The sequence below is a fragment of the Streptomyces barringtoniae genome, from assembly GCF_020819595.1.
In the GTDB taxonomy this organism is placed as follows: Bacteria; Actinomycetota; Actinomycetes; order Streptomycetales; family Streptomycetaceae; genus Streptomyces; species Streptomyces barringtoniae.
Map to the genome: position 1 here is coordinate 198890 of NZ_JAJHNP010000011.1, position 22235 is coordinate 221124.

The 22235-nt window shown below is 72.9% G+C and carries 23 protein-coding genes; 13 read left to right on the forward strand and 10 right to left on the reverse strand.

The genetic code is table 11. The annotated features are described in order from the left end of the window. Positions 1-44 precede the first annotated feature (44 nt). The gene (locus LMU33_RS21790) at positions 45-1379 is read right to left on the reverse strand and encodes a mannosyltransferase family protein (protein ID WP_228622182.1); all 1335 of its coding nucleotides are present in this window, start codon (positions 1377-1379) and stop codon (positions 45-47) included. A gap of 197 nt (positions 1380-1576) precedes the next feature. On the opposite strand from LMU33_RS21790, the gene LMU33_RS21795 reads away from it, so the two are divergent. Continuing rightward, positions 1577-2245, forward strand: a complete 669-nt coding sequence (locus tag LMU33_RS21795) for a dienelactone hydrolase family protein (RefSeq protein ID WP_228622183.1) — start codon at positions 1577-1579, stop codon at positions 2243-2245. Between the two features lie 19 nt (positions 2246-2264). On the opposite strand, the gene LMU33_RS21800 is transcribed toward LMU33_RS21795, so the two are convergent. Then, positions 2265-2651 carry a DUF2267 domain-containing protein gene (locus LMU33_RS21800; protein ID WP_228622184.1) on the reverse strand — a complete coding sequence of 129 codons (387 nt, stop codon included), beginning with the start codon at positions 2649-2651 and terminating at the stop codon, positions 2265-2267. A gap of 311 nt (positions 2652-2962) precedes the next feature. Here LMU33_RS21800 and LMU33_RS21805 point away from each other — a divergent pair, with 311 nt between their 5' ends. The 3 genes from LMU33_RS21805 (at position 2963) to LMU33_RS21815 (ending at position 6355) form a co-directional block, all read left to right on the forward strand. Beyond that, positions 2963-4153, forward strand: a complete 1191-nt coding sequence (locus LMU33_RS21805; RefSeq protein ID WP_228622185.1) for an acyl-CoA dehydrogenase family protein — start codon at positions 2963-2965, stop codon at positions 4151-4153. Positions 4154-4392: 239 nt separating this feature from the next. After that, positions 4393-5280 (forward strand): MBL fold metallo-hydrolase, encoded by an 888-nt coding sequence (locus LMU33_RS21810; protein ID WP_228622186.1) that lies wholly within the window; start codon positions 4393-4395, stop codon positions 5278-5280. A gap of 79 nt (positions 5281-5359) precedes the next feature. Then, positions 5360-6355 carry an NADPH:quinone reductase gene (locus LMU33_RS21815; protein WP_228622187.1) on the forward strand — a complete coding sequence of 332 codons (996 nt, stop codon included), beginning with the start codon at positions 5360-5362 and terminating at the stop codon, positions 6353-6355. On the opposite strand, the gene LMU33_RS21820 is transcribed toward LMU33_RS21815, so the two are convergent. Both LMU33_RS21820 and LMU33_RS21825 read right to left on the reverse strand, forming a co-directional pair. Beyond that, complete coding sequence (locus tag LMU33_RS21820; protein WP_228622188.1) at positions 6348-7217, reverse strand: LysR family transcriptional regulator; 870 nt, start codon at positions 7215-7217, stop codon at positions 6348-6350. The two genes, LMU33_RS21815 and LMU33_RS21820, sit on opposite strands and share 8 nt — an antisense overlap. A gap of 114 nt (positions 7218-7331) precedes the next feature. Next, positions 7332-8510: an MFS transporter gene (locus tag LMU33_RS21825; protein ID WP_372478043.1), complete on the reverse strand. Its 1179-nt coding sequence runs from the start codon at positions 8508-8510 to the stop codon at positions 7332-7334. A gap of 408 nt (positions 8511-8918) precedes the next feature. On the opposite strand from LMU33_RS21825, the gene LMU33_RS21830 reads away from it, so the two are divergent. The 4 genes from LMU33_RS21830 to LMU33_RS21845 all read left to right on the forward strand — a co-directional run bounded on the left by LMU33_RS21830 (position 8919) and on the right by LMU33_RS21845 (position 11978). Next, positions 8919-9908, forward strand: a complete 990-nt coding sequence (locus LMU33_RS21830; RefSeq protein ID WP_228622190.1) for a pirin family protein — start codon at positions 8919-8921, stop codon at positions 9906-9908. A 42-nt stretch (positions 9909-9950) separates the two neighbouring features. After that, positions 9951-10289 (forward strand): GNAT family N-acetyltransferase, encoded by a 339-nt coding sequence (locus LMU33_RS21835; RefSeq protein WP_228622191.1) that lies wholly within the window; start codon positions 9951-9953, stop codon positions 10287-10289. 220 nt (positions 10290-10509) lie between these two features. Continuing rightward, complete coding sequence (locus LMU33_RS21840; protein ID WP_228622192.1) at positions 10510-11322, forward strand: SCO4651 family lipoprotein; 813 nt, start codon at positions 10510-10512, stop codon at positions 11320-11322. A gap of 89 nt (positions 11323-11411) precedes the next feature. After that, positions 11412-11978: an HD domain-containing protein gene (locus LMU33_RS21845; protein WP_228622193.1), complete on the forward strand. Its 567-nt coding sequence runs from the start codon at positions 11412-11414 to the stop codon at positions 11976-11978. On the opposite strand, the gene LMU33_RS21850 is transcribed toward LMU33_RS21845, so the two are convergent. The 4 genes from LMU33_RS21850 to LMU33_RS21865 are packed head-to-tail and all read right to left on the reverse strand — an operon-like array spanning position 11975 to position 15385. Then, on the reverse strand, positions 11975-13009 hold the full coding sequence (locus LMU33_RS21850; RefSeq protein ID WP_228622194.1) for a DUF2891 domain-containing protein: 1035 nt from the start codon (positions 13007-13009) through the stop codon (positions 11975-11977). The two genes, LMU33_RS21845 and LMU33_RS21850, sit on opposite strands and share 4 nt — an antisense overlap. Beyond that, positions 13009-13659, reverse strand: a complete 651-nt coding sequence (gene pcp / locus LMU33_RS21855; protein ID WP_228622195.1) for a pyroglutamyl-peptidase I — start codon at positions 13657-13659, stop codon at positions 13009-13011. The genes LMU33_RS21850 and pcp overlap by 1 nt, the downstream gene beginning before the upstream one ends. A 35-nt stretch (positions 13660-13694) precedes the next feature. Next, a complete protein-coding gene (locus LMU33_RS21860; protein ID WP_228622196.1) occupies positions 13695-14669 on the reverse strand; it encodes a DUF979 domain-containing protein in 975 nt (324 codons plus the stop codon). Then, the gene (locus LMU33_RS21865; protein WP_228622197.1) at positions 14666-15385 is read right to left on the reverse strand and encodes a DUF969 domain-containing protein; all 720 of its coding nucleotides are present in this window, start codon (positions 15383-15385) and stop codon (positions 14666-14668) included. Before LMU33_RS21865 ends, LMU33_RS21860 begins: the two co-directional genes overlap by 4 nt. A gap of 168 nt (positions 15386-15553) precedes the next feature. Between LMU33_RS21865 and LMU33_RS21870 the strand changes: the two genes are divergently transcribed. The 5 genes from LMU33_RS21870 to LMU33_RS21890 all read left to right on the forward strand — a co-directional run bounded on the left by LMU33_RS21870 (position 15554) and on the right by LMU33_RS21890 (position 20422). Continuing rightward, the gene (locus tag LMU33_RS21870; RefSeq protein WP_228622198.1) at positions 15554-16306 is read left to right on the forward strand and encodes a LamB/YcsF family protein; all 753 of its coding nucleotides are present in this window, start codon (positions 15554-15556) and stop codon (positions 16304-16306) included. Further along, positions 16303-16950 carry a 5-oxoprolinase subunit B family protein gene (locus tag LMU33_RS21875; protein ID WP_228622199.1) on the forward strand — a complete coding sequence of 216 codons (648 nt, stop codon included), beginning with the start codon at positions 16303-16305 and terminating at the stop codon, positions 16948-16950. Before LMU33_RS21870 ends, LMU33_RS21875 begins: the two co-directional genes overlap by 4 nt. Beyond that, positions 16947-17804: a 5-oxoprolinase subunit C family protein gene (locus LMU33_RS21880; protein WP_228622200.1), complete on the forward strand. Its 858-nt coding sequence runs from the start codon at positions 16947-16949 to the stop codon at positions 17802-17804. The genes LMU33_RS21875 and LMU33_RS21880 overlap by 4 nt, the downstream gene beginning before the upstream one ends. Before the next feature lie 66 nt (positions 17805-17870). Further along, the gene (locus LMU33_RS21885) at positions 17871-20081 is read left to right on the forward strand and encodes an FUSC family protein (protein WP_228622201.1); all 2211 of its coding nucleotides are present in this window, start codon (positions 17871-17873) and stop codon (positions 20079-20081) included. Positions 20082-20284: 203 nt separating this feature from the next. Beyond that, positions 20285-20422 (forward strand): hypothetical protein, encoded by a 138-nt coding sequence (locus tag LMU33_RS21890; RefSeq protein ID WP_228622202.1) that lies wholly within the window; start codon positions 20285-20287, stop codon positions 20420-20422. Here the strand turns inward: LMU33_RS21890 and LMU33_RS21895 are convergent. Together LMU33_RS21895 and LMU33_RS21900 are read right to left on the reverse strand one after the other, a co-directional pair. Continuing rightward, complete coding sequence (locus tag LMU33_RS21895) at positions 20406-21434, reverse strand: alpha/beta hydrolase (protein WP_228622203.1); 1029 nt, start codon at positions 21432-21434, stop codon at positions 20406-20408. The two genes, LMU33_RS21890 and LMU33_RS21895, sit on opposite strands and share 17 nt — an antisense overlap. A gap of 55 nt (positions 21435-21489) precedes the next feature. Next, the gene (locus tag LMU33_RS21900; protein WP_228622204.1) at positions 21490-22143 is read right to left on the reverse strand and encodes a M15 family metallopeptidase; all 654 of its coding nucleotides are present in this window, start codon (positions 22141-22143) and stop codon (positions 21490-21492) included. Positions 22144-22235: the final 92 nt, after the last annotated feature.

Genomic DNA, 22235 nt, shown 5'->3' on the forward strand with positions numbered 1-22235 from the left:
CGTACGGCCGTGCGCCGGATGGCTGGTGCGCGTGCGCCGGTGACTCACAGCGGCTGGGTGGCGAGGGCCGCCAGGTAGACGCCGTAGAGCAGGGACAGGGCGGTGAGGCAGGCGCACACCAGGCGGGCCCGGGGAGAGGGGCCTTGGTGCCACGCCCGTACGAGGGCGTGGGCCGGCGGGATCAGCAGCGGGAACGCCGGAAGGAGGAAGCGCGGCTTGGACGAGAAGGGGCCGGACACCGCGACCGCCAACAGCAGCAGCACGCCCGCGAAGACCACCAACGGCAGCGGGGCACGCTCCAGACACAGCACGAGGAACGACACGATCCCTGCCACGACGAGGACCACGGACACCGGATAGGTCACCCAACTGCCCTGCAACGGCATCGACTGCAGAAACCGCAGGGGCCCGACCGCGAGGTCCAGGCGGGAGTTCCACGCACTCTGCACCTGCAGGTAGCCGTGCCACACGTCACCGGTCTTCCGTCCCACCCACAGCACATAACCCACCCAGCCCAGTGGCCCGAGGACCGTGCCGAGCAGGAGGCCCGGGGAGGCGCGCCCGTGCTGCCGTACGACCTCGTGCGCGGCCGCGGCGGCGACGGCCGCGGCGACCGCGACACCGTTCGGCCGTGCGAGGCCCGCCAACAGCGCCAGCGAGCCCGCGGTCAGCCAGCGGCCGCGCAGCACGGCGTACAGGGACCAGGCGGCACATGCCGTGAACAGCGGTTCGGTGTAGGCCAGGGTGAGGGCTACCGATTGCGGCAGTACGGCCCACAGGGCGACGACGGCGGTGGCGACCGTGCGCCCGTAGAGGTGATGGACGACCGCGTAGATGCCGTACACGGCCAGCGCCGCGGAACCCCAGGCGATCAGCAGCCCGGCCTGCCCGGCGGTCAGCGGGAGCAGGCCGCGCAGGGCTCGTACGAGCCCGGGGTACAGCGGAAAGAACGCCCAGTCGGTCTGGACCGCCCCCGTGCTGGTGATGCGCAGCTGGGTCCCGTAGCCGTGCTCGGCGATGTGCAGGTACCAGACCGAGTCCCACGCATGGGCGAGGCTCTTCCCGAACGGGCGGCCGGCCACCGCGTCGACCAGGATCAGCAGGACGACCCCGGCGAGCCGAACGGCCCCGAAGACGGCGAGGGCCCGGAGAACGCCGGGGACACCCTCCACCCGACCGCGGCCGGTCTCACGAGGGCTGTCGGGCGGCCGCAGTGCGGGTGACATGCTCACCCTCCGACCATGAGCGGCCGGAATCACGAGCGCAATCCGGAACACGTCCCAGGCGGCCTTGACGGCCGTGATCCAGCGGTCGTGCAGCACCTCCGTGTCGATCTCCCGACGGGTCCGTGCCTCCAGGGAGGACCACCAGCCGCTCATCGCCTGAGCAGGACCGATGCCGTGAAGTGCCGCATGCGCAGAAGTTACCCCGCGGCGGATGACCGGTCGGGTGATTTGTACGGAGGACGGGACGTACGGTGCTTCGATTTGGTCGATATGGTGGAGGTGGAGGACATCTGGATCCTGGTGATCCGCCGTGATCCGCTAGGTCGGCAGGCGTGAAAGAAGTGATACCGATGATCTCCGACATGGTTCTGGTTCCCACCAGCGACGCCACACTCTCCGGTGACCTTGTGGTCCCGACGGCGGCGCGGGCCGTGGTGCTCTTCGCCCACGGCAGCGGCAGTTCCCGGCACAGTCCGCGCAACCGGATGGTGGCCGCCGAACTGCGCACCGCCGGGTTCGGCACCCTGCTGATGGACCTGCTCAGCGAACGGGAGGAGCGGCACGACGCGCTGACCGGCGAGCACCGCTTCGACATTCCGCTCCTCGGCCGACGGCTCGTGACGGCGATCGACTGGATGGACACGCAGCCCGACACCCGCGGCCTCCCCGTCGTCCTGTTCGGCGCCAGCACGGGCGCCGCCGCGGCCCTGGTGGCAGCGGCCGAGCGCCCCGGCAGGGTGCTGACCGTGGTGTCGCGAGGCGGCCGGCCTGATCTGGCGGGCGATGCCCTCGGACGGGTGCAGGCCCCGGTGCTGCTCATCGTCGGCGGCCAGGACCAGCAGGTCCAGGAGCTGAACGAGGAAGCAGCCAGGTACCTGCGGGTTCCGCACGCCCTGCACATCGTTCCGGGTGCGACCCACCTGTTCGGAGAACCCGGAGCCCTGGAAGAGGTCGCCGAGGTGGCCAGGCAGTGGTGCGACGAACGACTGACCGAGGTCAAGGCGCAGCAGCACAAGTGACACCGGCTCCGATTCCCCGTCAGCTCGGATTCGGCCTCCCGAAGAACTCGGCGTAGCGGGTCGGCAGCCCGGACAGGATGTGGTCGATCTGCCGGTCGGGCACGGCATCGGCCACCGTGGAGAGCACGGCGTCCGCGTCCCACTCGGCCGTACGGGGCCGGGCGCCGGTCTGCACGGACACCCGCCGGAGGAACTCGTCACAGTCGAACGCCTCGGGACGCCCTCGGTCGAGATGCAGCGCCTCGTCCAGCGGGGCGGGCAACCGGGCCGCCAGTTCGTCGGCCTTTTCCGGGGCGATCCGGGTCGCGAGCACCCACAGGACCGCCTCACAGACGTGCTCGGTCTCCTCGCGGCTGCGGTACTCGCCCCGGTCGCGGACCTGGTCGAGGAATTCTTCCAATTGCACGGCGGCCTCCCACTGTCGTCGCAGGCCATCACGGCGAGCCGCACCCTTTCCGCCCGCCGCGGCCGGGTTCCGGGGCGGCCGACGGACTCGGGTGATGTCGTCATTGTAGGTTCGCTGGTCGCTGGTCGCGGGCCGCGAGGAAGCGGAGGAAGGTCTCGACATCTGCTCCCACGCGCCCGGCCGACGGGGCGAGCCGGATGCGGTCGAAGCGAAGCCGGTCGGGTGATTGACGCGCCGGTCCCGGCTCGGGTGCCGTCTGTCGCGTGCTCCGCCGGAGAGACTGCGGCCATCCCGATGGAGGTGGCGAACATATGCTGAGCGACAGCACAGCGACGATCCTTGCCGAGAGGCCGAGCGTGGCGGCGGTCGTCGCCGGTGCTCCGCGTGTGGCGCAGATCGCGGCTCGGTGCAGCGACGAGACGGAGGCCGCCCGGTGCCTTGTGCCCGAGGTGGTCGAGGCGGTGCGGGAGGCCGGTTTCGCCCGGCACTTCGTCCCCGCGGCCTTCGGCGGCACGGAAGGCCGGTTCGTGGACATGACCTCGGCGGTGGTCCTCGTCGGCGAGGGCTGCGCCTCGGCTGCCTGGGCCGCCTCGCTGTCCGCCTACGCGGCCCGGTACGGCGCGTACCTGCCCCCCGAGGGACAGGCGGTGATCTGGGCCGACGGGCCGGACGCCCTCATGGCGGGCGCGCTCATGCCGGCCGGGAAGGCCGAGCCCGTCGCCGGTGGCTGGCGGCTCAGCGGTGAGTGGAAGTACATCAGCGGGGTGCGCTTCGCCGACTGGGTCTTCGCCTGCTCCGCCGTGCCCGGCGAGGTCGGTCCCGACGGGCGGGGCGAGGTGCGGTTCTTCGCGGTGCCGCAGGCGGACATCACGGTGAAGGACACCTGGTTCACGCTGGGCATGCGCGGGACCGGCAGCAACACCATGGTCCTGGACGACGTCTTCGTGCCCGAGCACCTGACCCTGTCGAGGTTCGACATCAACGCGGGACGGGCGACGGCCTCCGAGGCCCGCTGCCACACGGTTCCCGTGAAAGCGGTGAACGCGCTGCCGCTCGCCGTACCCGTGGTGGGTGCCGCGCGGGGCGCGGTGCGGACCGCGGCCGAGCAGAACCTCCGGCGGGTCGACCGGAGGGGCGCCCCGCTGCGCGAGAAGCCGTCGGTGCAGATCGACCTGGCGCGCTCGGCCGCTGAGGTGGACGCCGCGGAACTCCTGCTCCAGCGGGCCGCTCGGGTCGCCGACGGCATCGAGGAGACCAAGGAGGGCGAGGGGGCGGTCCGCGGTCCGCGGGACCTCGCGCTGGCGGTCGAGTTGTCGGTGTCGGCCGTCGAACGGCTCTTCCGCGGCACCGGGACGACGGGCCATTTCGAGTCCGACCCCGTCCAGCGGTTCTGGCGCGACGTCAACACCGCCGCGTCCCACCTGGTCTTCTCCTTCGAGACCACCGGCACGGCCTACGGGGCCTGGGCACTCGGCGTGGAGAGCGCGGAGCCGGGGCGTTGACCTCGCCGATACGGCAGGCACGGTGGCAAATACGGCGACCACCACCAGTCGTCCCTGCCGCCGAAGGCCCGTCCCGCGCTCGCGCCCGGATCTCCGGCGGCGGCCATGGGACGGGCCTCGTCGGAGCAGTGCCATGCGGAAACCACAAGATCCGGGGGCCCTTCCCATGTTCGCCCGGCGTCGGATACCCCTGGAGGGTGAGAGGTCGGTCGACGGAGACGGTGCGGAGGGAACGGGCCATGAGCGGTGGACGGTTCGAGGACGGCTGGTATGTGGACGAGCGGTGCACCAACTGCGATGTCGCGCGGCAGCTCGCGCCCGGCCTGATCGGTGAGGTCGACGGGCGCTCGGCCGTGCTGCGGCAGCCGCGGGACCGAACCGAGGCGAGGCAGCTCCACACCGCCGCGCATGCCTGCCCCACCCGCTCGATCCGTCCCCCGGGAGGGCGGCTGGACGCGGCACTGGATCCCTTCCCGATGGCTCTGGACGGCACCGTCCACCTGTGCGGGCACAACTCCCCGCACACCGCGGGAGCCAACTCCTACCTGTTACGCCGTCCCGACGGCACCGTGATGATGGTGGACACCCCGCGCTGGAGCACCGCGTTGGCGGCGCGCCACGAGACGCTCGGCCCCGTCACCGACGTACTGCTCACCCATCGCGACCACGCCGCGCACGGTCGCCGCTACGCCGACCGCTTCGGTGCGCGGCTGTGGATCCACGAGGGAGACCTCGCCGCCGCCCCGGACGCCGACCGTGTCCTGCGCGGCACCGACCCGGTGGAGATCGCCGACGGCGTCACCGCCCACCCCCTGCCCGGCCACACCCGGGGCAGTGTGCTCTTCCTCGCCGACGACCGGTACTGCTTCAGCGGCGACAGCTTCTACTGGTCGCGAACCACCGGGGACATCGAGGTGGCCGAGAGCGTCACCTGGTACTCGATCCGGGAACTGGCCGCCTCCTTGGCGCGCACCGCCGGCCGACTGCGCTTCGAGTGGCTGCTGCCGGGCCACGGCGACCGCCGGCGCCTGCCCGCCGACGAGATGGCCCGGCGACTGCGAGGGCTGACCGCCCGGACCCGCGAACTGCGGCCCCGGCCCGTCGATTTCACCGCCGTGCGCTGGTGACGGCCCGGCCCAGCGGTCGATCGGGGGACTTCCTGCCCTTCTGAGCGGTTTCCGGCGTGAAGTGGAAACATGTGATGCCATGCGCGCTGCGTACATCGAGGAGCTGGGTTCCCCCGACGTCATCCGGTACGGCGAGATCGCCGCGCCCCGGCCCGGCCCCACCGACGTACTGGTGGACGTCCTGGCCACCACGGTCAACCCGGTGGACGCGTTCGTGCGGTCGGGACTCTTCCGCACGCCGGTCGGCTTTCCCTTCGTCGTGGGCCGTGATCTCGTCGGCACGGTCGCCGAGGCGGGTCCCGGCGTCACCGGCTTCCGCGCGGGGGACCGGGTGTGGTGCAACAGCCTCGGGCACGGCGGGAGGCAGGGCGCGGCGGCAGAGCAGGCGGTGGTGGCCGCCGACCGGCTGTACCACCTGCCCGAGGGAGTCGATCCGTACGCGGCGGTGGCCGTTCTCCACCCGGCTGCGACCGCCTATCTGGCTCTGTTCGTCCACGGGCGGCTCCGTGTGGCGGAGGCCGTGCTGGTCGCCGGTGCCGCGGGCAACGTCGGCAGTGCCCTGGTGACGATGGCGGTGCGGGCCGGTGCCCGCGTCCTCGCCACGGCCGGCGCGCGGGACGCGCGGTACTGCGCGGAGCTGGGCGCGGCCGAGGTGTTCGACTACCGGGATCCGGACCTGACCGGGAAGATCCGCGGCGCGGCGCCGTCGGGGCTCGACCTGTACCTGGACACGGCAGGCGTCAACGACCTCGAGAGCACGGTCGAGTTGCTCGCGCGCAGGGGCCGCGTGGTGCTGCTGGCCGGCGCCCGGACCCGCCCCGTGCTGCCCGCCGGGGCGCTGTACATGAACGACCGTTCCATCGTCGGGTTCGTGATCTCCCACGCGACACCCGACGAACTCGCGGAAGCCGCCGCGTACATCAACGACCTGCTCGGCCGGGGTGCTCTGCGCCCGCGCGGCATCGAGGTCCTTCCCCTCGGCGCGGCCGCCGACGTGCACGCCCGGATGGAGAAGGGCCAACTGCACGGACGGCGGGTCGTCCTGCGTACGGACCTCACCTCCGGCGTCAGCTGATGTGCCGCAGCAGTGCCGCGACCGCCGCGGGCGGCTCACCGTGCGGACGTACCACCATGACCTTCCAGCTCGGTGCATGCCGGGTGAACCGATAGGTCGTCAGGTCGGGGAAGCGGTCGGCGATGGACCGGGGCATGATGCAGACCCCCAGGTCGCCTCGGACCAGTTCGGACGCGGCCACGATGTCGTTGACCTCGAAGGTCGTGGTGCGGTCGACGCCGGCGGCGCGGAAGGCCCGGTCGACGGCGTGGCGGATCGCCCAGCCCGGTGTGAAGTCGACCAGGGGCAGCTGCGCCACCGTGTCCGGTTCGACGGTGCCCTCCGGAGTGCTCGCGGCGAGATCCCGGCCGGGGGCGACGACCAGGACCATCTCCTCGCGGGACAGCAGCCGGGTGACGAGCCCCCGCTGTTGCTGGCGGTCCAGCGCCACCACCGCCAGGTCCACCGTGCCCTCGCGCAGGGCCTGCCGGATGTCGGTCACCGCCGCCTGCCGCAGCTGGACCGCCACCCCCGGGTGCTCCGACCGCAGTGCGGCCAGGGCGTGGTGCAGGCCCGCCCAGACTCCCTGCATGATGCCGACGGTCACCCGCCCGCGCAGTTCTCCCTTGGCCGCGTCGACCGCCTCGCGCGCCAGCTCGGCGGCGCGCAGTGCGGCTCGCGCCGCGGGTACGAAGGCTTCCCCGGCCGGGGTGAGCGCCACCCGGTGGGTGGTCCGGGTGAACAGCGGGGTTCCCAGCTCGCGTTCGAGGGCGCGGACCGTGCCGGAGACGGCGGACTGGACCACGTGCAGCCGCCGCGCCGCGGCCGTGAACCCGCCCGTGTCCGCCACCGTGACGACGGCTTCCATCTGCCGCAGGTCCATCATCCGCTCCCGGTGATGCAGTGCCCGTGCCCTGGGCTAGGATCCTCGCTGCATGGTATGCGGGCGACCGGTGGGCGGACGCCGTTGGCCGGGCCCGTACCTCGGCGGGGACCCTTATGCGGCGTCGCGGGCACGGTTCCGGTCCTCCTTCCGGTGCTCGGTGAGCCAGTACAGCAGTGCCAGGACGGGGAGGGCGGCGCCGAGGGCCGTCACCGCCGTCCAGCCGCCGGAGTGGTAGGTCAGCGAGCCGAGCTGGGAGCCGAGGGCGCCGCCGAGGAAGAAGGTGGCGATGAAGGCGCTGTTGAGGCGGGCGCGGGCGTGGGGGTCGAGCTGGTAGACGGTGTGCTGGCCGAGGATCAGGGTGGCCTGGACGGCCATGTCGAGCAGGACGGCGGCGAGGGCCATCAGGGCGATGTGGTGCCGGCCGAACCCGGCGAGGCCGAAGGCCAGTACGGCGAGGGCGAACCCGGCGCCCGTCATGGGCCGGGTCAGCTTGCGGTCGGCCCATCGTCCGGCCAGCGGGGCCACCGCCGCGCCGGCGGCTCCCACCAGCGCGAAGACACCGACGCCGACGGGGGAGTAGTGGAACCCGGGGCCGGTCAGGACGTAGGAGACGGTGGTCCAGAAGGCGCTGAAGGCGCCGAACATCGCCGCCTGGTACAGGCCGCGGCGCAGCAGCGCGGGATGGGTGCGGATCAGCTGGAGGGTGGAGTGCAGCACGCGGACGTACGGGATGGTCGTGGTGGGCGCGTGCCGGGGCAGGGCCGAGCGCAGGGCGACGGCGAGGACGGCCATCAGAACGGCGGAACCCAGGTAGACCACGCGCCAGCCCGCGACGTCGGAGACCAGGCTGCTCAGGGTCCGCGAGAGCAGGATCCCGGTGAGCAGCCCGCTCATCACCCGGCCCACGATCCGGCCGCGGGCGTGGTCGGGCGCGAGGCTCGCGGCGAACGGGACCAGGATCTGGGCGACGACCGACGTGGCGCCGCTGACCAGGGACGCGATCAGCAGCACGGGGAAGTTCGGGGCCAGTCCGGCCGCCACCAGGGCGACCGTGGTGACCGCCAGCAGAGCCGTGATCAGGCTCCGCTTCTCCAGCCGGTCGCCGAGCGGGACCAGGAGCAGCATGCCGATCACATAGCCGACCTGGGTGAGCGTGATCAGCAGGCCGGCCGCCGCCGTACTGGTGTGGAAGACCTCGCGCAGCAAGGAGAGCAGAGGCTGGGCGTAGTACAGGTTGGCGACCGTCATGCCGGCGGCGACGGCCAGCAGCGCGATCAGCCGGCCCGGCACACCGTGTGCGGGCTCGGCGCCGGCCGCACCTTGGGGCGAGGTCCGAAGTTCGGAGGACTGGGACACGGTGACCTTCTTCGGGGCGGGAGCCGGTGCGGCCGGCTCGGCGGGACGCCTGGCGACGTTCGAGCGGCTTCCGCGCTGCTCTCACGGGCAGAAGCGCTGGGCAGCTCCCTCCGCTTCCCCCTTGATCACGATGATTCGGAATGCCGGTCATCTCCGATGGAGATGACCGGTCCCGTCCGCGACGGTCGTATCGGACGATTTTGGACGGAACGCGTAGTTTGTTCAGCACTACGAGCGTCCGGTCGAGCCGGGAGTCGGCATGGACGGAAATCCCGTGCCGGCCGTCCAGGGTCATGGCATAATAGTTGAATATAGAACTACCCATCCGGGAGGCGGTCCACGGTGAGCAACGTCGAGACGAAACCCACGGAACTGCGGTGCGGTGGCGCAGTGGACGCCGAGCGGCCCACCGGGGCGGCACGGGTCGACGTGCTGACCCCCCGCGATGTGCCCCTCGGCGGCCCCCGGGCGATGACCGTGCGCCGCACACTGCCGCAGCGTGCCCGGACCCTGATCGGCGCCTGGTGCTTCGCCGACCACTACGGCCCCGACGACGTCTCGGTGACGGGCGGCATGGACGTCGCCCCGCACCCCCACACCGGGCTGCAGACGGTGAGCTGGCTGTTCACCGGCGAGATCGAGCACCGGGACAGCATGGGCAACCACGCCCACGTACGGCCCGGCGAGCTGAACCTCATGACGGGCGGATACGGCATCAGCCACTCCGAGGTCTCCACCCCACGGACCACCATCCTGCACGGCGTGCAGCTGTGGGTGGCGCTGCCGGAGGAACACCGCGACACCGAACGGGACTTCCAGCACTACGCACCCGAGCCGCTGCTGAGCGACGGCGCCGAGATCAGGGTCTTCCTGGGCTCCCTCGCCGGCCGCATCTCCCCGGTGGCGACCTTCACACCCCTGCTCGGCGCCGAGATCGTCCTCCGGCCGCGCGCGGCCCTCACGCTCGCCGTCGACCCCGCCTTCGAGCACGGCCTCCTGGTCGACCAGGGCGGGGTGCGCCTGGCGGACACCCTGGTGGGTCCTTCGGAGCTGGGGTATGTCCCCCCGGGCGCCGAGGCGTTGACGCTGACGAACGAGACGGACGACATCGCGCGGACGGTGCTGCTCGGCGGAATGCCCTTCGAGGAGGAGATCGTCATGTGGTGGAACTTCATCGGGCGCAGCCACGAGGACATCGCCAAGGCCCGGGAGGACTGGCAGAACTCCTCCGCCCGCTTCGGCGCCGTCGAAGGGTATCCGGGCCACCGTCTCCTCGCCCCCGCCCTGCCGAACGCCGTCATCACCCCGCGCAGGAATCCGCCGCGCCACTGACCCGTCCGACGCGTGCAACACCCCTCGTCCGAAAGGCATCCCATGAGCCAGCCCTCCGCCGCTTCCACCGTCGAGCGCAACGACGTCAAGCACCGGTACGAAATCCTGGTCGACGGCAAGCGCGCCGGCCTGACCGCCTACCGCGACCGCGGTGAACAGCGCGTGTTCTTCCACACCGAGGTCGACGACGCCTTCGCCGGACAGGGCCTGGCCTCCCGGCTGGTCAAGGAGGCGCTCACCGACGTACGCGAGTCCGACAAGCGGATCGTGCCGGTCTGCCCGTACGTCGCCAAGTTCCTGAACACGCACGAGGAGTTCGCCGACATCACCGATCCCGTGACCCCGGAAGTCCTGCACTGGCTGGACACCGAACTGGGCTGACCGCACGTGCCGGCCGGCCGCCCGACTCGGCGGCCGGCCTGGCGACGGCGCACTGCTGAGGAATTCCCGAAGCGTACCCACGGCCGCACGATAAGATCGTCGGACAGTCACCCTGAGGCGTGCCGGCCAGACCACCCGGCTGCGCCCTTCATGCCGAGCCACGCAGGACGCATCGAACGGCGCTCTGCCGCAGTGCTCATGGACGACTTCCGGAGAGCCGATGCGTTGTGCCCTGCCCCTGGCCGCTGTCGCCGCGTTGCTGTGCGCGGGCTGTGCCGCGACCGGTGACCACGGCGCCGGGGACACAGGTGAGGCGAAACCGGGAGGCGGCCCGGCGTCCGCGGCCCCCGCCGACGCCGTGCGCGCAGCCGTCGCCAGGACCGGTGCGACCACTGCCCGTCTGCACGAGCGCATCGAGGTCTCGGGCCGCGGGGAGACGTACACGCTCACCGTCACCGGGGGGTTCGACTTCGCCGGCGGCCGGGGCTCCCTCGCCGTCGATTTCCCCGAGGGTGGCATCCCGCACATCGACGAGACCTTCGCGGACGGCAAGGTCTACGTCAAAGGTGCCGCCGGCACCGATGCCGCTGCGTGGGCGGTGATGCCCCGTGACAAGGCCGAGGCGCACTACGTCCTCCGGGCCCCGGTCAACGACCCGGAGCACGTCTTCCGGCAGACGGCCGCGATGAAGCGGGTCTCCCGCGAGGGTGAGGAGACCGTCCACGGAGTGCGGACCGTGCACTACCGCGGGATGCTCGACCACAAGACGCTCACCCTCCGGATGACCTCCGACGTGCGGTCGAAGACGGACAAGGCCCGGGACGTCCTCGGAGACGACCTGCCCGCCTTCGCCGACGCGTGGGTCGACGGCCGAGGGCGGCTCGTGCAGACCTGCATGACACTGAACCTGGCCGCCGTCCAGGTGAAGGTGACGATGGCGCTGTCCGGGCTCGGCGCACCGGTGTCGGTGCGGACACCCCGGCCCGGCGACACAGTCCCGGTCAGCGGCATGAGCGGCGTTCTGACCGGCTGAGCGCTGTACGCCGCTCCCGCCCGGCCCGGAGCGCGGTCCGTACACCCTGCCGACACCCGCCGTACGCCTCGGCGCGGCACCTTGGGCCCATGACGTACGACCCCCTGCCGTCCGTGGACGATCTCATGGCTCTGCTCGCCGACTGTGCGGACGTCTGGGACACCCCGGACCGGTCGGGCGACCCGGTGGACATCCTGGACCACGGCCTTCAGGTCGCCGCCCTGCTCGCCGTGAGTCACCCGGACGACGAGCAGCTGCAGGTGGCCGGGCTCGTCCACGACATCGGCCACTACCTCGTGCCCGCCGACGAGGAGGGCCACGGCGGGCACGCCGCGGCCGCGGTCGAGGACCTGCTGGGGCCGCGGGTCGCCCGTCTGGCCGCCGCGCACATCCCGGCCAAACGCTATCTGGCAGCCGCCGATGCGCAGTTGGTGCTGTCACCGGAGAGCGCCCGCACGCTCGGCTGTCAGGGCGGTCCCATGACCCCGGCGGAAGCGGCGGCGTTCGAGGCGGACCCCGACTTCGCGGCGGCGATCGCGCTGCGGCGTGCCGACGACGCGGGCAAGGTGGTGGGCCTGGCGGTGGCTCCGCTCGCGGCGTGGCGACCGGTCGTGGAACGAGTCGCCGCCCGCCGTCAGGACGCCGCCCGCCGTTAGCAGGACACGGCGTCCGGGACCGGATCCGGTCCCGTGTCGAGAGCGAGTGCCGCGAAGGTGGCCAGCCAGTGACCGGTCGTGAAGTCGGCGCGTTCCACTGCGGGCAGGCCCGCCCCGAGGTGGGCGTCGGCGGCTTGCGCCAAGCGCGTACGGACCCCTCCGTCCGGCAGCGCGGCGGCGATCGAGCGCAGCGCGGCGGCCCTGCTGAGCATGAGACCCAGCAGATGGCCGATCTGCGGGTCGGCCTGGTCGGAGACGACGGGCACCTCCAGCAACGGGCAGGGGGCGCCGGAGCGCAGCGCGGGCAGGAAGCGGTCGAGCCAGTGTGCGAACGGTTCCCTGCCGAGCACCCTGCGCATCGCGTCGGCCTCGGTCAGCGCCGGGGACAGGAAGTCCTGGCCCGACGGTTCCCAGTGCGCGGGCGCGTCGCGATCGTCCGCGAACCAGGTCAGCAGCCGTTGCCGTACGGCCCCGGTGGTCGCGGCGGGCAGTTCGCCCGCGTCGAGCACGAGGCCCAGTGCGAAGGCGCTGTTGGGATGGTTTCCGTGACGCACCGGATAGATGGCCTTCGGCAGCCACTCGGCCAGCAGTGTGCCGACGGCGGTGACCGCCGGTTTCAGGGCCTCGGCCCAGCGGGCGCCCGCCGTACCTCCGTACGCCCGGCATTCGGCGGCGAGCGCCACCAGCCAGGCCCAGCCGTACGGCCGCTCGAAGGAGGGGTGGGCGAGCAGATAGGCCGCTTCGACCGCGATGTTCCCGGGGGTGAGGTGCCGGTCGAGTACGGCGGTGACCGGTGCCGTGTGCGGGAGGGTGGGCGTGCCGCCGTGGCGGCGCAGCAGGCGTACCAGCAGCCAGTGCATATGGACCGACGAGTGCCAGTCGTAGGCGCCGTGGAAGGCCGGATGCAGGGTGCGCGGCCGTATCTCCTCCTCCGGTGAAGTCATCGGGTGGGCCGGGAAGTTGGGGTACTCCCGGGTGATGTTGGCCAGAGCGAGCCGGGCGAAGCCGGCCGCGTGGGCGGTGAGCGGCATCAGTGGGTGGCTCCCTCGGTGATCTTCAGGTCGTGCTCCGCCGGGATGGTGGCGGCGGCGACCAGCAGGGCACGCAGGCCGCGGGCGACCGTGGCGGGCTCCAGGGCCGGGGCGGTGCCCTCGGTGACCTGCTCCGGCGCCCAGGGCACATGCACGAAACCGCCGCGGGCGTACGGGAATTCGGTCGCGATCAGGTGGCCGAGGCCGTACGCGACGTGGTTGCAGACGAACGTCCCGGCCGTGTTGGAGACCGCGGCCGGTACCCCTGCCGTGCGCAGGGCGGCGACGCAGGCCTTGACCGGGAGGGTGGAGAAGTACGCGGCGGGGCCGCCCGGGACCACGGGTTCGTCGATGGGCTGGTTGTCCGCGTTGTCGGGGATGCGCGCGTCGTCGACATTGACGGCGACGCGTTCGACGGTGACACCGGGACGGCCGCCCGCCTGGCCCAGACACAGGATCAGGTCGGGTGCGGACGCGCGGATGGCGTCGCGCAGTGTGTCGACGGACTTGCCGAAGACACAGGGGAGTTCGGCGGCGGTGACCGTGAGTCCGGCGGGCGGCTCGGCGGCCACGAGGGCGGCCGCCTGCCAGGACGGGTTGACCTTCTGGCCGTCGAAGGGGGCGAAACCGGTGACGAGGACGCGGGTCATGGCACTTCCTGCACGGGAGGCGATGGCGGAGGCGCTCAGAACGCGAAGAGCGCCATGATCACGGTGGAGCAGACCAGAAGCGGCAGGGCGGTGGGGATCTGGGCCTTGATGGGGCCGTACTGGTCCTTCAGTTCGAGCAGGGTCGCCGGGACGATGTTGAAGTTGGCGGCCATCGGAGTGCACAGCGTGCCGGAGAAGCCGGCCAGCATGCCGACCGCCAGGACGGCCGGCGCATTGCCGTGCATCTGCTGGACGAGGACGGGCCAGCCGATCGCTGCGGTCATCACGGGGAACGCGGCGAACGCGTTGCCCATGATCACGGTGAACAGGAACATGCCGACGCAGTACGCGATGACGGCGAGGTACTTGGAGTTGTCCGGCAGGACGTCGTGCACGATCCTGCCGACCTGGGTGCCGACCCCGGCCAGCGCGAAGATCGAGCCGAGTACGGCGAGCAGCTGGGGCAGCAGCAGGGCGGAGCCCATCGCCTCCAGCATGGAACGCCCGGAGTGGAGCGGCACGGACAGCTTCCGCTCGCCGGTGACCAGCATGCCGACGACCAGGGCGACGAGGCAGCCGACGCCGAGCCCCAGGAGGGTGGCCTTGCCGGTCTCGAACAGGCCGGACGTGTCGAGCAGGGAGGCGCAGACGATGGCGACGAGCGGGATCGTCAGGGCGGGGACGAAGATCCTGCTGCCGAGCCGGGACGCGGAGGCCTCGCGTTCCTCGGTGGTGCTGGTGACCGGGACGCCCTTGCCGAGGAAGTTGAATCCGGCGAGCACGATCAGGACGAGAACGGCCACGCCGAGCGGTGCGGCGGGCAGGGTCCAGCCGCCGTTCTTGGCGGTGGCGTTCGCGACGCCGGTGCCGTAGGGGAAGGCCAGCCCCAGCAGGCCCCAGAACGCCGCAGTCGTCCACCGCTTGGGGTTGCTGCGGTCGGCGGCCATCTGCGCGGCCATGACGACGAAGACGAGGCCCACCAGCCAGTAGAGCCATTCGACCTTGATCACTTGTTCGTCTCCTTCGGCAGCGGCAGATCGTGTTCGGCGGCGGCGTGTGCCATCTCCCGGTGCAGCTGCCGGTCCAGGAGCAGCAGGCGGGAGCCGTGGACGAGGAAGGCGCAGACGGCGACCGGGATCGCCCACAGGGCCAGCTGGGTCGGTTCGAGGTTCTGGTGGTACGTCGAGTTGACGAAGCCGGTGATCAGCAGGATCGAACCGATCGCGATGAAGCAGTCCTCGCCGAAGAAGACGCCCACGGTGTCGGCCGACGCGGCGTAGGAACGCACCTTCTCCCGCAGGCGCTCGGGCAGCGCCGCGCCCGTCGAGCGCTCGGCGGCGGCCTCGGCCATGGGCGCGACGAGCGGCCGCACCGTCTGCGCGGGACCGCCGATGCCGGTGAGGCCGAAGGCCGCGGTGATCTGGCGGAGCAGCAGGTAGACGGTGAGGAACCGGCCGGCGCTGAGGCCGCCGAGCCGGCCGATGAGCCTGCGCGCCTGCTCACGCAGGCCGTAGCGCTCCAGGAGACCGATCACAGGCAGGACGACGGCGAAGACGGTGACCGAGCGGCTGTCGGCGAAGGACCGGCCGAAGGCCGCGAGGACCTCCAGCGGGTTCATTCCGCCGAGCAGCCCGGTGAAGACACCGGCGACGCCCACCACGAGGACGGGATTGCGGCGCGTGACGAATCCGAGGATCACCACGACGACGCCGAGGAGAACGATCATGCGGTGGCCTTAGGCGTGAGGGGCGGGAGGCCCGGGCGGCGCGGATCCGGGGGCCCGAATCCGTGAGGGTTGCACGGACCCTAGGGGATCGTTCAACGATCGAACAAGAGGCTGTTCGGTAAATCCATCCCTTGTCGGATCGTTCAACAATCGATTACGTTTCTGGGCGTGATCGACCTCAACGCAGACCTCGGTGAAGGCTTCGGCCGCTGGACCCTCACCGACGACGACGCCCTGCTCTCCGTCGTGACCAGCGCCAACGTCGCCTGCAGCTTCCATGCGGGCGACCCCGCGGTGATGCGCCGCGTGTGCGATCTCGCCGCCGAACGCGGCGTCCGGATCGGCGCGCAGGTGTCCTACCGCGACCTGGCCGGCTTCGGCCGCCGGGCCATGGACGTACCCGCCGACGAACTGGCGGCCGAGACCGCCTACCAGATCGGCGCACTGCGGGTCTTCGCACAGGCCGCCGGGGCCGAGGTGGCCTACGTCAAGCCGCACGGCGCGCTCTACAACCGCACCGTGCACGACGCCGAGCAGGCCGCGGCCGTGGTCGAGGGCGTGCAACTGGCGGGCGGTGCCCTCAAGGTGCTCGGCCTGCCGGGGTCGGAGCTGCTCGCCGCTGCCGAGGAGGCGGGCCTCACCGCCGTACCGGAGGCCTTTGCGGACCGCGCCTACACCCCGGCGGGCACGCTCGTGTCGCGGCGCGAGACGAACGCCGTCGTCACCGACGAGGACGTGGTGGTCCGGCGCGCGCTGGCGTTCGCGGTGGACCGCGCGGTCGAGGCCGTGGACGGTACGACGGTCGTGGTGACCGCCCGCTCCCTGTGCGTCCACGGCGACACCCCGGGCGCCGCCCGGATCGCGGCGCGGGTGCGCGTGGCTCTGGAGGCGGCCGGGATAGAGGTCGGGGCGTTCGCATGACGCAGAGCCGGTCTGTGCAGGTGCGCCTCGCCGGGCGGCACGCGGTGCTCGTCGAACTGCCGGACGCCGAGCGCACCGGAGCCTTCCACGCCGAACTCCTGCGGCGGCGCGCCGCGGGCACCCTGCCGCCCGTCGCGGAGATCGTGCCGGGCGCGCGGACCGTGCTCCTGGACGGCGTCCCGCACCCGGAGGAACTGGCCCGCCGCATCGCCCACTGGGACGTGCCGACCCGGGCCGCCGACGACGGGGGAGTCGTGGAGATCCCCGTGCGCTACGACGGACCCGACCTGGCCCAGGTGGCCGCCCTGTGGGGCGTCGCCGTGCACGAGGTCGCCGCCCGGCACTCCTCCCACACCTTCCGCGTCGCCTTCTGCGGCTTCGCCCCCGGTTTCGGCTACCTCACGGGCCTGCCCGCGGAGCTGCACGTGCCGCGCCGCGACACTCCCCGCACCCGCGTCCCGGCCGGCGCGGTCGCGCTCGCCGGCCCCTACAGCGCGGTGTACCCGCGCGCCACTCCCGGCGGCTGGCAGCTGATCGGAACCATGCCCGACCCGGCACCGCTGTGGGACCTCGGCCGGGAGGAACCGGCCCTTCTCACGCCGGGGACGCGCGTGCGGTTCGTGGCGGAGGACGGCACGCCATGACCGCCGAGCTCACCGTCGTGCGCTCCGGCGCCCTCACCACCGTCCAGGACGGCGGCCGTCGTGGCCATGCCCACCTGGGTGTGCCCCGCTCCGGCGCCCTCGACGCAGCCGCCCTGAGACTGGCCAATCTGCTGCTCGGCAACGCCCCCGGCGCCGCCGTCCTGGAGACCACCCTGACCGGCTGCGCCCTGCGCACCGACCGCGGCGTGACCGTCGTGGTCGGCGGCGCCCCCTGCCCGGTGACGGTCGACGGCCGGCCGGCGGCCTGGGGCGTGCCCGTACGGGTCCCCGCGGGCGCCGTACTCGACGTGGGCGGGGTGACGGCCGGCGTTCGCTCGTACGTGGCAGTCGCCGGCGGCATCGCCGTCGAGCCGGTCCTCGGCAGCCGTTCGACGGACCTGCTCTCCGGCCTCGGCCCGGCGCCGGTCCGCGACGGCGACGTCCTCCCGCTGGGCGCGCCCGCCCGGCAACCGGCGCTCCCCGACAGCGCTCCCTGGCCGGCACCGCCGACCGAACTGACCCTGCCGCTGCGCCCCGGCCCCCGCGCCGACTGGTTCACCCCCGGCGCGCTGCGCACCCTCACCTCGGCGACGTACCGCGTGTCGCAGCACAGCAACCGGATCGGCCTGCGCACCGAAGGGCCCGCGCTGGAGCGCCTGTCGACAGGCGAACTGCCCAGCGAGGGCATGGTCCTCGGCGCCGTGCAGGTGCCCCCGGACGGGCGCCCGGTGGTGTTCCTGCACGACCACCCGACCACCGGCGGCTACCCGGTGATAGGCGTCGTCGCCGAGTCCGCCCTGGCCGCCGCCGCGCAGGCCGCACCAGGTACGCCGGTCCGTTTCACCCGGGGCTGACACGCTGCCGCTCTCCGCAGCGCCCGGCGGCGTGCCGGGCGCGGGGCGGTGGGCGATTCTGTAGCAGTGGGCGATGCTGCAGGGGTCGGAGGTGTCCCAGCCCGCCGGACTCCGGCGGACTACGCCGTCTCGGGCCGCCGGGCGGTACGCGTCACGCTGGAAGCGGTGGCCGGTTTCTACCTCTTCCGCTACGGCCTCGACCGCCCGGTGGCGGCCACCTACGCCCTGTTCGCGTCCGTGGCACTGGGCGGACTCGCCAAGATCCCGGGCAGCGGCCGGCAGCGCGCCGCGACGGTGCTGCGTCTGCTTCCGGTGTGCTGGCTGCTGGTCGTCGTCGGGACCTTTCTGTCGGTGCGGACCTGGTGCGCCGTCGTCGGCATGCTGGCGGTCGGCTTCGCGCTGGCCTTCGCCGCCGTGGGCGGTCCACGCCCGGCAGGGGCGGCGCCGGGCCTGCAACTCCTGTACATCCTCCCGTCGTTCCCCCCGTACGCGCCCGGCACGCTCACCGAGCGCCTGATCGGGACCAGCACCGGACTGGCCCTCTTCATCGTCGCCGAGGCGCTGATCCTTCCCGAGCCCAACCCGCCGTCGTACCGGGAACGGGCCGCTCACGCGGTGCGAACGGCCGCGCACTGCGCGGCCCTCCTGGCGGCACCGCCGTACGCCCTGACCGGCCCTGACATCCGGGCGGCCTGGGAGGCCGGCCGGTCCCTGCGGTTCCTGACCGTCCCGGAGGCGGAACGCCCGGCCGGTCCGGGCGTGCGCGACCGCGCCCTCTCCCACACCGGTCTGGCCACGCGCGCCCTCCTCACCCGCCTGGCGCAACTGCCCGTCCCGCCGGGCGGGCAGCCGGGCCCCGAGGCGACCGCCGTGCTGCAGGCCGTCGTCCGGCTGGCCACGGCGACCGCGGACTGCCTGGGGACCGGGCCGTCGCCGTCGGCCCCCTACGAGGACCTGGTCAGAGCACGCGCGCACCTGTCGGCCGTGTCCGGGGGCCCGGTCCCCGCCGGGGACGTGAGGCCCGGAACCGCCGGCGCGCCGGACTTCCCGCCCGCCGTACTGCGCCGGGACGCCGCCGTGCTGGAGATCGCCGACGCCGCGCTCACCATGGCCACGGCGGCCGATGTCGCCGTACGCGGCAGGCATGCCGCGGTCCAGGCCGCGCAAGGCCGCTTCTGGTACGCCGAGACCTGGGCGCCACTCCTGTGGTGGCACCGGCTGCGCGGCCATGCCGGGCGCCGGTCGGTGTTCTTCCAGAACGCGGTCCGCATCGCCCTGGCCCTGACCGCGGCCCGGCTCGTGGCCGGGGTGGGCACGCTGCCCCACGGCTTCTGGGCCATGCTGGCGACGCTCACCCTGACCCGGACCACCATGGACGAGACCTGGCACACCATCCGTCTGGCGCTCGCGGGCACCCTGGCCGGGGCCCTCGTCACCGCCGGGGTACTGAGCCTGGCCGGGAGCAATACGGCCGTCTACGCCGTCGTACTGCCGGTGTGGATGCTGTTCGGCTTCACGGTGGGGCCGGTCAAGGGAGTCGGCTGGGCACAGGGCCTGTTCACCGTGCTCGTGGCCCTGGTCTTCGCCCAGCTCTCCCCGCCGACCTGGCGCCTGGCGGAGGCCAGGGTGCTGGACGTCCTGGTCGGCAGCGCGATCGGCGTGGTCTTCGGGCTGCTGGCCTGGCCGCGGGGCGCCCATGACGAACTGCGCCACGCGGCGGCGGAACTCCTGCGCAGGGCAGCCGAGATCGTGGTGGCGACCGGCGCCTCGGTGGCGGCCGGCGATGCGGTGGCCGCGCCGTCCGGGGGGTCCGGACACCGCTCGCTGCACAGCGCGGTCGTCCTCGCCGAGTCCGCGTACGCGCAGTTCCAGAGCGAGCCGACCCCGTTCGGCGGCGCGGCGCGCCGGCCCGCCGCGCGCAGCGTGGACTGGCAGGCCACGCTGATGGCCGGCCACCACACCCTGTGGGGCTCCCAACGGCTGCTGGAGCCGCCGCTGACCGGCCTGGACCCCGTGGTAGCCGATTCCGTCAGCGGGCTGGGGGACCGGGTGGCCGGGCGGATGCTGCTGATCTCGGCGGCCCTGGATCCCGGAGCGGACACCCCGACCGGGCGGTTCGCGCTGTTCGATCCGCGGCTGGTCGGGTCCGTGACCGAGCCGCCCGGCGCGCCGTGCGCGTACTACGCGACCGTGTCGTGGCTCGACTCGCTGATGACCGACCTGACACGGATCGCACGCGGCAGCCCGGAACCCGGGCAGGGCCCCGACGCGTCGTGACCGTGCCGCCGGATCCGGCCGCGGCCGACGGCACGGCCGCGTTGAACGCCGTGAGCCACCTGGACATGGCGCTGCGCGGCCGGCCGGCCTTCGAGCAGCACTCCGGAGGCCGTCGTGGAGAAGATCACCACACGGGCGGGACACCGGGTCCCCGTCGGGGAGGGACGGGACAACCGGCTCTCCGTGCTGACCGGGCCCTGGCGATGACGCCGGCGGACGCGCCGACGGCCGGCCTGGACATCAGCGACCCGCGCACATGGTCGCCCGCAGACCGGACCTCGGACGCGATCCCGCACCTCGCCTACGGCCTGGTCACCCACGGAGTCATCGCGGCCGCGTGAGCACGCGCCGCAGCCAGCGGGTACGGGCCTCACGGGCGTCCCGGCTGAGCGCCGCCCGTGGCGCCAAGGTGTCGAAGCCGTGGAAGGCGCCGGGCCAGACGTGCAGTTCGGCCTGGCCTCCGGCCCGCCAGAGCGCCTGCGCGTAGGCCACGGCCTCGTCCCGCAAGGTCTCCGCCGACCCGACCTCGACGTAGGCCGGGGGTAGCTCGGCCAGATCGGTCGCTCGGGCAGGAGCCGCGTACGGCGGCACGTCAGCGGCGCCGTACTTTTCGCCCAGCACCGCCTGCCACGCGGTCGCGTTGGAGGTCCGGTCCCAGGTGTCGAGGCCGGCCATCTGATGGCTGGAGTAGGTGTGGTTGCGGTCGTCGAGCATCGGGCACAGGAGCAGCTGCCCGATCGGGCCGGGCCCGCCCCGGTCACGCGTGAGCAGGGCGAGCGCCGCGGCGAGCCCGCCGCCGGCGCTCTTTCCCCCGACCACGACCCGGCCGGCGTCGACACCCAGCTCCGCCGCGTGCGCGGCCACCCAGACGAGCCCCGCGTAACAGTCCTCGACCGCCGCGGGAAACCGCGCCTCGGGTGCCAGCCGGTACTCGACGGAGACGACGGCCACTTCCAGGGTGGCGGACCACTCGCGAAGCAGCCGCGGAAGCACGGACCACGCATTGCCCGAGATCATTCCGCCGCCGTGCATGTAGTACAGCAGGGGCAGCGGCCCGGCGATTCCGGCGGGGCGTGCGCTCACGAGCGTGACGTCCGGGCCGCCCGGCGGCCTCGGCACCCGCAGTTCCTCCACCTCGAAGCGGCCGTCGCACCGGAGCTCCCCGAGCGTCGGCCGGGGACGCGCGGCAGCGTCCCGCTCCTGCCGGGCCGCCAGGTTCTGCGGGGTGTACGGCTCCCTGGCCGCGGCTGCCGAACCGGCCAGTGCCCGGGCCAGTTCGGGGTCGAACGGGGGCGCGTCCCAGGCCGTCGGGACGGGGCCGGGCCCGCAGAGCATGTCATCGCCGACGTCCATGGGCTCAGTCAATCACCCGCGGGGCATGGGCCGTCGGGGCGGACCGCACCACGGCTCAACCGAGCTCCCTGGGCCCGTACAGCGCACTGCCGGCGTCGGTCGCGAGAGCCCAGTAACGGTCGCCGTAGGACCAATGCCACCATTCGGTCGGGTAGTTGACCAGGCCGACGGCACCCAGCGCCGCACCGAGCACGCGCCGGTTGGCCCGCGCCTCGGGGCCGATCGTGGCGGCATCCGTGTAACAAGCGCCGTCACTCTCTTCAGGGCTGGCGTTCACCCGCGTGCCCATGTCGAGTTCGTGTCCCTCGGCGTCGACGAGCGTGAGGTCCACCGCGGCGCCGGCGCTGTGCGGTGCGATCTCCGGCGGGGACACATACCGACTCGCGGCCTCGCGCACCCGCGCCGGCGACCAGTCCGGATGAGCGGCCCGCAGCGTGCCGGCGTACCCCTCGAAGTACCGGCGCTGCAGCGAGGGCGGCCGGTAACCCTCGACGAACAGCAGGCGCAGGCCGTCCGGGAGGAGTTGCTGAGCCCTGAGCAGCCGGACCAGGACCCCTTCTCGCAGGTGAGCGAACGCCCCTGACGGTTCCGCCCTGCGCGCGTCCACGGCGAGGGAATCCCGCAGCCGGACGTCGACGAGCGGTTCGCCGCAGTCGGTCACGGGGACGGCCGCGACCCTTGGATCCGCCATCAGCACGATCTCGTTCACGCACCGATCCTCCCCGGCCGGCCGTTCGACAGCGGCCGTTCTGCCGGCCTTGGCCTGAAGCCGTTGGTCCTGGTAGTCATGACATGTGCGAT